Source organism: Limnobacter sp. UBA3528, from assembly GCF_002377005.1.
GTDB lineage: Bacteria > Pseudomonadota > Gammaproteobacteria > Burkholderiales > Burkholderiaceae_B > Limnobacter.
Map to the genome: position 1 here is coordinate 17194 of NZ_DFOZ01000012.1, position 8582 is coordinate 25775.

General features: G+C 53.2%; 7 protein-coding genes. 4 read left to right on the top strand and 3 right to left on the bottom strand.

What is annotated here, in order from left to right:
* Nucleotides 1-114: 114 nt before the first annotated feature.
* Both B4N58_RS02965 and B4N58_RS02970 read right to left on the bottom strand, forming a co-directional pair.
* Nucleotides 115-1986, bottom strand: coding sequence for a choice-of-anchor I family protein (locus B4N58_RS02965; protein WP_291745616.1), 1872 nt, complete (start codon nucleotides 1984-1986; stop codon nucleotides 115-117).
* 85 nt (nucleotides 1987-2071) lie between these two features.
* On the bottom strand, nucleotides 2072-3406 hold the full coding sequence (locus B4N58_RS02970) for a hypothetical protein (RefSeq protein WP_291745618.1): 1335 nt from the start codon (nucleotides 3404-3406) through the stop codon (nucleotides 2072-2074).
* Between the two features lie 179 nt (nucleotides 3407-3585).
* On the opposite strand from B4N58_RS02970, the gene B4N58_RS02975 reads away from it, so the two are divergent.
* Nucleotides 3586-5112: a flavin-containing monooxygenase gene (locus tag B4N58_RS02975; protein ID WP_291745621.1), complete on the top strand. Its 1527-nt coding sequence runs from the start codon at nucleotides 3586-3588 to the stop codon at nucleotides 5110-5112.
* Nucleotides 5109-5933, top strand: a complete 825-nt coding sequence (locus tag B4N58_RS02980; RefSeq protein ID WP_291745624.1) for an SDR family NAD(P)-dependent oxidoreductase — start codon at nucleotides 5109-5111, stop codon at nucleotides 5931-5933. The genes B4N58_RS02975 and B4N58_RS02980 overlap by 4 nt, the downstream gene beginning before the upstream one ends.
* 12 nt (nucleotides 5934-5945) lie before the next feature.
* Here B4N58_RS02980 and B4N58_RS02985 read toward each other — a convergent pair whose 3' ends face one another.
* On the bottom strand, nucleotides 5946-6719 hold the full coding sequence (locus B4N58_RS02985; protein WP_008251046.1) for an SDR family oxidoreductase: 774 nt from the start codon (nucleotides 6717-6719) through the stop codon (nucleotides 5946-5948).
* A gap of 55 nt (nucleotides 6720-6774) precedes the next feature.
* On the opposite strand from B4N58_RS02985, the gene B4N58_RS02990 reads away from it, so the two are divergent.
* Together B4N58_RS02990 and glpK are read left to right on the top strand one after the other, a co-directional pair.
* On the top strand, nucleotides 6775-7224 hold the full coding sequence (locus tag B4N58_RS02990; protein WP_008251045.1) for a gamma-glutamylcyclotransferase family protein: 450 nt from the start codon (nucleotides 6775-6777) through the stop codon (nucleotides 7222-7224).
* Between the two features lie 21 nt (nucleotides 7225-7245).
* Nucleotides 7246-8582 (top strand): glycerol kinase GlpK (gene glpK / locus B4N58_RS02995; RefSeq protein ID WP_291745628.1); only part of this gene is annotated, 1337 nt, incomplete at its 3' end.

The window sequence follows — 8582 nt, forward strand, 5'->3', positions numbered from 1 at the left end:
TTCGAATCCCTCCTTCTCCGCCAAAAAACAAAAAGCCCCGCAAGGGGCTTTTTGTTGACTATCGACACACCCAGTGACGTGTGAAGCGGCACGCAGGTGCGGCGAATGTCTGAATCAGAAACTCAAATTAACCCGCATCACCGCAGTACTACCGCTCACTTCATTGCCCACCACCAACAAGGGTTCACCAGTTGGAGAATCCTTGGCAGGAATGAATACCAATCCCTCTGGCCCCAGGTCGCCCGCTGTGGGCAGTACAGCGGGGTCTGAGGGGTCGTTGGTCCAGTCGTCGCGGGTGTTGTAGTAATCCACACGCACGGGAGCAGCCGGGTTGGTGATGTCATAAACCAGAATACCGCCCATTCGCTCCAGGCCAATAAAAGCAAAGGTTTTGTCTCCAATTTTTCCTACCGCCACACCTTCAGGCTCTGGTCCTTTTGCATCGCTTCGGCTATCCAGCGCATTGCCTTCATCATGGCCCGAATTGAAAAAATCCTTGCAGTTCAGGTTGCGGGTGCTGCCCACTTTGCAATCGTCACTCGCCAGGAAACGTTCAATTTCAGAACCAGAGTCGAAAACCAGCGCACCGTCTTCATCAAAAATCGAGAATGAACGTGCACCGAAGGAATACAGTTTGTCGTACATCAAACGATCGCCTGCGGGGTCTTCTACTCCAGTACTGTTAAACAAAATGGGTGCACCGTTCGCGTCTGTGCGATAGCCCATGGTCCATGTCACATTCAATCGACCAAGTTGATCATCCGCTCGACAGCCGTTTGGGTTGTCTGCCACTGCGCCACAGTATGCAAACACTGTGGGGTTCAGCAGGCCACCGTTGGCCAGGTCGTCCAATTGGGCGGGCAAGTCATCATTCAAACGACCAGCCCAACCGTTTCGGTTCACCAGGTGTTTCATCCGGAATTCTTCAACAAAGCCTTGGCTTGCGTCACCCGCAAAATAGGCTGGATTGTCTTCACCCCAGGCTCGGGCATCGCCTTCATTGGCAGTGACGAGGTAAGTTTTGCCATCAGCGGCCGTGTAGGAAGCCATGGCATCGGGCAGATAAAGGCCAGCAACACCGGCCCAGTTGCGGATATTGATGGTGCTGCCATCTTCATCGGATGCATCGAATTCATTGCCAACCGCACCATGGTCTTTTTCCCCCAAGGGAAATACATTGATCACAGTGGCAGTCGCAATATCGACTTTGGCAATTGCGTTGTTTTCTTGAAGGGTTACGAAAGCGGTTTTGCCGTCCGCGGACACTGTGATGTATTCAGGTTCAAAGTCTTGTGAGGCAGATGCCCCCGGACCATAGATTCGAATGCCTTGAGCACGCAAGCTGGCCTCTTGGCCTGTGAATGCACTGAAGCTGGCCGTGCGTACAATCGGCGTGCGCGGGTCCCGTACATCGATCACACTGATGCTGCCCTCAGGGTCAATTTGATAATCGTCGCTCGGTTCGCCTTCGTTGGCGGTTAGCACAGTGTTGCCGTCGGGTGTGAAGGTGATCATGTCGGGTTGTGCACCCACAGTACGCGAACTGAGCAAAGTCAAATCGCTGGCGCGGTACAGAGCCATGCGACCCAGATTGGTTTTGACCGGTGCTTCAATCGCCACAGCCACAATACCGTTGGCTACTGCAACGCTGTTAACGACGGAGCCTGCAAGCACATCATTGGTGTCGAGCGTGTCGATCAAGGTTGGGTTTTCGGGGTCGGACAAATCAAATACATCCACTGCACCGGCCAGGGCATTTACCATGAACAAGCGTTGGCTCGCTGGGTCGTAAGCTGGAATTTCAGCTGCGCTGACGTCAAACTGATTGGTCGAAAATCCAGCGATTTTCTCCAGTGTCAAGTTCGCTGGTGTGGCTTCGGAAGGAGTGGTGGTGCTGGCGGGGGTGCTGCTGTCGCCACCGCAGGCGACCAGAGTAGCCGCTGCAATTGCACTGAGTGCGAACAGTTGAATTTTTGTCTTCGTCATGAAAATAGGCTCGAATCGCTATAAAACGACCGAGCCTATTGATTCAAGATGAAACCTTGATGACAAATATTAAGTGAGTTGTGGATTAACCGGGCAGTCCATCGGTAGGCAATCCGGGCAAACCGCCCAATTCGCCGCCCAGAGCATCTGCACCAGACGAAATTCCACTGCTGAGCGTGCCCAGCAAATCGCCTTCCGGAATTTCAGGCAAGCCTGAACCGCTGCCTGCTCCCTCAAGTGCGGATTGCAAGGTGTCTGCTCCGCCTAAAATACCGTCGACCAAATCGGCCAGACCACCTTCAACTTCGGCGGGAAGGGCAGGCGTGTCGCCGCCCAGACTGTTCAGGTTCGGAACTTCGGTGCTCATTTGACTCAATGTACTTTCCAGCACATTGTCGATTTCAACAGCCACGTCCCTTAAGCCTTGAAGCAATTGATCATAGGGCTCTACCTGTTCGCTGATGGGTTGGGTAATGCCATCGGCCAAATCAACCACACTCGTCACCAAGCCACCATCTGTGGGGTCTACATTCGGTAGTGCAGAAATCAGGGTGTCCAGGCCAAGGTCTGTGTTCACTGCCTCTGCGAGAGGTGTGGTAATCGGGCTTAGTGGCTCGCCCAGCGGTGTTTGGTTCACACCATCCACCAGTTGCTGTACCAGGTCGGCCTGCGGAGTTCCTTCGCCAGTGGTCGCAACGAGGGCGTCGTGTACGTTTTCCAGTACACCCAAACCGGTTTGTTCCACCGCAGTTGCAATATTGTCAGGAGTCGATTCCGGGTTGTTCTGGCTGTTTTGCACAGCGTCCTGAATTGGCTGAAGAATGCTTTGTTGCAAGTTGTCCTGGGTCAGGTTTTCAGTTGCAAATTCTTCCAGGCTTTGTGGGCTGTCCTGGGAAGAAAACTCGCCCGCACCAATGCTGCCCAAGCCACCTCCGCCAGCGTTGCTTGTGCCGGTGTTTGTGCCTGTTCCCGTGTCGCTGCTGCCAGAGTCGCCAGAGCCACCTGCCAAAAACGCACCAGCGGCCACAGCGCCTGCACCCGCCAAGCCGCCACTGCCAGCGCCCAAAAGGCCTGCACCAAACAATCCTGCTACTGCTCCACCTTCGGCTGCTGCTGAATTCTCGGCCAGTTCAGTGGTGAACTCGAAACATTCGCCGTCTTCAAGCACCACGATTTGTTGTTGACCGTTGCTACCTGTCTGCTCACCTAGAGTCAATTTGCCATTGGCGGTCATCACACCTGCGGCTGGAATTTGCCCATCGCTTCCCGGAAATTCAAGTGCCAAACGTCCATTGGCACCAGTCACTACCTCGTCGCCTGGCATTAGGTAGTCGCCTGCCTTGACCGCCACTATTTCACCGTTGCGGCTTACGTTGACTTCGCCTTCAAGGTCCTTGATCAATGCTTGGGGTGCGGCCATGGGTGTGCTCCTAGTGTGTTGGATTGGTGTTTAACATCCGTCAATTTTGCGGGTACGCAAGTTTTTTAATCCTCCAATTAGGGGGAGGGTTCTACCCTCTATTGGTGAATTTATAATTGACAATGATCGTTGTCAGATATACATTCACGGAAGCAAAATTATCCGGGAAGGTTTCAACCATGAGTGAATACACAGTCGTCATCATTGGCAGTGGTTTTGGAGGGCAATGCGCGGCCATTAATTTGAAAAAGCGGGGCATTGAAGATTTCATCATGCTGGAGCGTCGCGACTTCATGGGCGGTACCTGGTGCCAAAACTCATACCCAGGTGCCGCGGTGGATGTTCAATCGCTGCTGTATTCGATCGAAAGTGAACCCTATGACTGGAGCCAAATGTTTGCCGATGGTGCGGAGCTTCAGCAATACACCGAGCATGTCATTACCAAGCATGGCCTGCGTGAGAAAACCCGAACCAACAGCAATGTGCAGCGCATCGAGTGGCATGAAAATGAGCAGCGCTGGCATGTGCATTTGCACACCGGCGATGTGATCAAAGCGCAGTTTGTGATTAATGCGTCTGGCCCACTGAGTACACCAGTGATTCCAAATTTCAAAGGTCGCGAGACATTCAAGGGCAAAACTTTTCACACCAATGCTTGGGATCAGAATTACGACCACAAAGGCAAACGCGTCGCCATTATTGGCAGTGGTGCCAGTGCGGCACAGGTGATTCCGGCCATCGCGCCTGAAGTGGGGCACTTGCATGTGTTTCAGCGCTCGCCACATTGGGTGCTGCCGCGCCCCGACCGTGTGTTTAAGCCTTGGCAGCGTGCCTTGCTGAAAGTTGAGCCCATTCGTAAGCTGGCCCGCGCCGCGATTTACTGGGGGCTGGAAAGCCGCGTGATTGCATTCAAGTATTCAGACTTTGCGCTGAAGAATATTGCTCAACGCGAGGCTTTGCACCACATCAAAAAGCAGATTAAAGATCCCGAGCTGCGTAAAAAAGTAACACCCGATTTCACCATTGGTTGCAAACGCATTATTTTGAGCAATACGCTGTACCCAACGTACTGCCGCCCAAATGTCAGCTTGCACGACAAAGCCGACGGTATCGCTGAGATTAACGAGACCGGTATCAAAACCTTGAGTGGTGAGCAGCTTGACCTGGACTGCATTGTGTACTCGACCGGTTACGATGCCACCGATGGTGTTATTTCTTACCCAGTGGTGGGCAAGAATGGTACCAAGCTGGCCGATGTATGGAATGAATTCCCGCGCGCCTACTTGGGCACCACTGTGCCGCAGTTTCCTAACCTGTTTATCGTGACCGGCCCAAACACCGGTATTGGCCACACCAGCGCAATTTTTGTGATCGAGGCGCAGATGCATTACATCATGCGAGCCATTGCTGAAGTGAAAGCAAAAAAAGCCGCTGCCATTGAAGTGAAACCGCAAGCCGAAGAACGCTACACCACCCATATCCACAGCGAGATGGAAAAAACTGTGTGGAAGCGCGGTGGTTGCACCAGCTGGTACAAAAGTAAAAGTGGCCATGTAGTGGCCATGTTTCCTGGTTTTAGTTACACCTACCTACGCATGGCCAGGAATTTCAAGATGAACGACCATGTGTTACAGGCACCTTTGGCGCAACAGCAGCCATCAAAATCCGATCAATCTGAAATGCTCACCGAAGGGGCCGCAGCATGAAGAATTTCAAAGACAAAGTTGTAGTGATTACGGGTGCCGCTTCGGGTATGGGGCGTTCGTATGCGCTGATGTTTGCCAAACTGGGCAGCAAAATTGCAATTTGTGATTACGACGGGAAAGGTTTAAAAGAAACCGAGAAATTGGTGATGCAAACCGCCAACGTGCAGGTGTATGCCGAAAAGCTGGATGTGTCGAACAAGGCGGGGGTGTATGCATTTGCCCAAGCTGTGAAAGCAGCGCTGGGCAATGCACATGTGATCATCAATAACGCGGGTGTGAGCGGAGAAGGTCGCCCGGTGTGGGCCTTGAGCGACTACAGTTACGAACGCGTGATGGGCATTAACTTCTGGGGTGTGGTGCACGGCACGCGCGCATTCTTGCCGCAATTGCTGGTCAACGGCGAGGGTGCAGTCGTGAATGTATCGAGCATATTTGGTTTGGTGGGCACACCCAGCAATTCGGATTATTGCGCCAGCAAGTTTGCGGTGCGTGGCTTTACTGAGTCGCTGATGGTTGAGCTTTCCAATAGCAAGGTGCAAGTGCATTTGGTTCACCCCGGTGGTATCAATACCAATATTGCCAGCAAGCCCGAACATGAAAAGTTCGCCAAGAAGTTTCTAACTACGCCTCCCGACGAGATTTGCGAGTACGTGTTGAAGTGCATCAAGAAAAACGAGCCGCGCATTGTGTATGGCAACAATGCGGCACGCGTGTGGTTGGGCTCACGCCTGGTGCCGTTCAAACGCATGCGCCACATTCTTTGGCAACAAATGGGGCGCACGCTGAACGCTGATGATTACAAAGGCATACAAATTAAGTAAGCCTTGTCATGTTTACACCACCAGGTAACCGCCATCTACATTGATGCAGGAGCCTGTGGTGTAGCTGGATGCCTCGGAGGCAAGGTACAACACTGTGCCTGCCATTTCACTGGGCTGTGCTACACGGTTCATGGGCACATGCTGCAGCAGTGCATTGCGAATGGCGTCGTTGTGCACAAGGGCCGAGGCGAACTTGGTGTCGGTTGCGCCGGGTAACAAGGCATTCACACGCACCTTCATGGGCGCACATTCTTTGGCAAACGCTTTGGTCATTGAAATAACCGCGGCCTTCGTGATGGAATAAATGCCCTGGTACAGGCCAGGGATTACGCCATTGACTGAGGCTACATTGATAATGCTGCCACCACCATTCTTGCCCATCAGTTTGCAGCCGTGGCTGCTCATGTAAAAGTAACCCCGAATGTTCACATCGCAGGTTTTTTGAAAGGCGGCCAGGTCGGTGTCGTAAATGGGCCCAAAGTGCGGGTTGGTCGCCCCATTGTTCACCAGAATATCCAGCTTTCCAAACTTCGATTCAATTTGTTGGTATAGCGCCTCAATTTGATCCATCTCGCCCAAATGGCAGGCCATGGGTACTGCTTTCAGGCCATCTGCTTGAAATTGCGCAGCAATTTGTTCACAAGCCTCTTGTTTTCTGCTGGAAATAATCACCGTGGCGCCCTTGGCTGCCAGCAATTCCGCGCAGGCCAGGCCAATTCCGCGGGTCGCGCCCGTGACCAAAGCCACCTTATCTTGTAAATTGAACAAATCAGTTGTTGTTTTCACATCGTCTCCTTACAGGCATTTTCTAATTGTTTTTCATCTGAAAAGGTAACATCGCATGGGTCCGGAATTTGAGCAAGACGGTAAGCATGTTTTTGTGTACGGATCACTCATGTATTTGCCGGTTTGGGGGCAGGTGGTGAAGGGCGTTTACCCCTGTTTGAATGCTGTGGCCAAAGGGTATCAGCGACATGCGGTGCCCGGTGAAACTTACCCGGCCATGGTGGCCGACCCGGGCGCGCAGGTGCAAGGTTTGGTGTGGCTGAACGTGTTGCCAGAGGATGTCAAGAATCTTGATGCTTTTGAGGGGCCTGAGTATGAGCGACGTGAAATCGAGGTAGTGCTTAATACCAGCGGAGAAACTTTGAAAGCCGAGACTTACATTTGGTTGAACCCGGGTGTGTTGACCGATGAACTGTGGAGCGTGAGTGGCTTCGAGGCTGAGGGTATGCAGGCTTTTTTGAACAAACACGTGGGCAACTGGAACAGTACCGGGCAAAGAAAGTAACAACAAGAAAGGAGACGACCCATGGGTTTTATCTTGGCACTGGATCAAGGCACCACCAGCTCGCGCGCCATTGTGTTCAATTCGCAGGCGCAAGTGGTGGCTAGTTCTCAGCAAGAGTTTGAACAAATTTTTCCGAAGGCGGGTTGGGTCGAGCACCGCCCCGAAGATATTTGGAACACGCAGTTGGCCTGTGCCCGAGGCGCGATCGAAAAGGCCGGGCTGAAGCCTGCGGATATCGCGGGTGTAGGCATTACCAACCAACGCGAGACCACCGTGGTGTGGAGTCGAAAAACCGGAAAGCCCGTGTACAACGCCATCGTCTGGCAAGACCGCCGCACGGCCGCGTATTGCGACAAGCTACGCGAACAGGGCAAGGCCGCCTTGATTCGCCGCAGCACCGGGCTTGAACTGGATTCTTATTTTTCAGCCACCAAAGTGAACTGGATTCTGAATAATGTGCCCGGTGCGCGTGCTCAGGCTGAAGCTGGCGAACTTGCTTTTGGAACGGTGGACAGTTGGTTGATGTGGAACCTGACGGGTGGGGCAGTTCATGCCACCGATGTCAGCAATGCATCGCGCAGCATGTTGCTGAATATCAAAACACTGCAGTGGGATTCTGAGTTGCTTCAGTTGTTTGACATACCGCCGAGCGTGTTGCCGCAGGTGTGCGAATCCAGTGGCGAAATCGCATGTTGTGATCCGGCAGTAATGGGCGCTGCCATCCCAATTGCAGGGGTTGCTGGGGATCAGCAGGCAGCCACGTTTGGGCAAACTGCTTTCAAGCCTGGTGAGGCTAAAAATACATACGGCACTGGGTGCTTCATGTTGATGAACACTGGCAGTGAAGTGGTTGAAAGCCACAACAGGCTGCTGACCACGGTGGGTTGGCAGGTGAATGGCCGAACAAGTTACATGCTGGAGGGCAGCGTTTTCATGGGCGGTGCGGTGGTGCAATGGCTGCGCGACGGTTTGGGCATTATTGAAAAGTCAGCCGATGTACAGGCACTGGCCGCCAGTGTGCCAAGCACCGATGGCGTGTGCCTGGTTCCCGCATTTGCGGGCCTTGGCGCACCCCATTGGGATCCGTATGCTCGAGGCACTTTGGTGGGCATGACACGTGGCACCACCAAAGCACACATTGCACGTGCAGCGCTGGAAAGCATTGCCTTGCAAACGGTTGATTTGGTGCAGGCTATGCAGCGCGATGGTGCAAAACCGCTCAGTGAACTGCGGGTAGACGGCGGTGCCTCGAATAACAATTTGCTGATGCAAATTCAGGCTGATTTGTTGGGTGCGCCGGTGGTGCGACCCACAGTGACCGAGACCACTGCTTTGGGCGCTGCTTATTTGGCAGGCCT